The organism is Streptomyces recifensis, from assembly GCF_002154615.1.
Classification (GTDB): domain Bacteria; phylum Actinomycetota; class Actinomycetes; order Streptomycetales; family Streptomycetaceae; genus Streptomyces; species Streptomyces griseoluteus.
The window spans coordinates 1-615 of the sequence record NZ_MUNH01000902.1; the positions used below are offsets into that span (position 1 = coordinate 1).

The following is a 615-nucleotide window of genomic DNA, read 5'->3' on the forward strand; positions in this document are numbered from 1 at the left end:
TACGGCGTCTCATCAGGTGTCCCAGGTTACGGGGGCGGCGCAATCCGGTTGGCCCGCCGCCCGGTGCTTGGCAGGATGCCGGCATGCCGTATCTGACCAGCCCGGTGCTGCCCGAAGGAACCCTCTCCAGCCGTCCGCAGCCGGAGATCCCGGCCGCCGGCGGGCTGCGCCTGCGCCCCTGGCGGGCCGAGGACGCGCCCGCCGTCCACGCGGCCTTCCAGGACCCGACGCTCAACCAGTGGCACGCCAGGTCCTGCGACTCCCCCGAGGAGGCCGCCGGCTGGATCGAGGACTGGCACGCGCAGTGGACGCGTGAGTGCGACGCCCAGTGGGCCGTGGTGCGGGCGGACACCGGTGAGCTGTGCGGCCGGGCCGCACTGCGGGAGATCCGGCTGCGGGACGGTGTGGCCGAGGTGGCGTACTGGACGGTGGCGTCGGCGCGCGGGCAGGGCGTGGCCCGGCACGCCACGGACGCGCTGGTGCGCTGGTCGTTCGACGAGATCGGCTTCAACCGGCTGGAGCTGATGCACGCCACCGGGTCGGGGGTGTAGGCGCCGCCCGGGCCGAAGAAGCGCAGGGTCTCGCCGGGCCGCACCCGGGTGGCCCAGGGCCCGG

The 615-nt window shown here is 75.3% G+C and carries 1 pseudogene; it reads left to right on the forward strand.

Annotated features, from left to right (window positions below):
- Positions 1 to 83 precede the first annotated feature (83 nt).
- A pseudogene (locus CCN33_RS30705) lies at positions 84 to 542 on the forward strand (GNAT family N-acetyltransferase); the annotation flags it as partial.
- Positions 543 to 615: the final 73 nt, after the last annotated feature.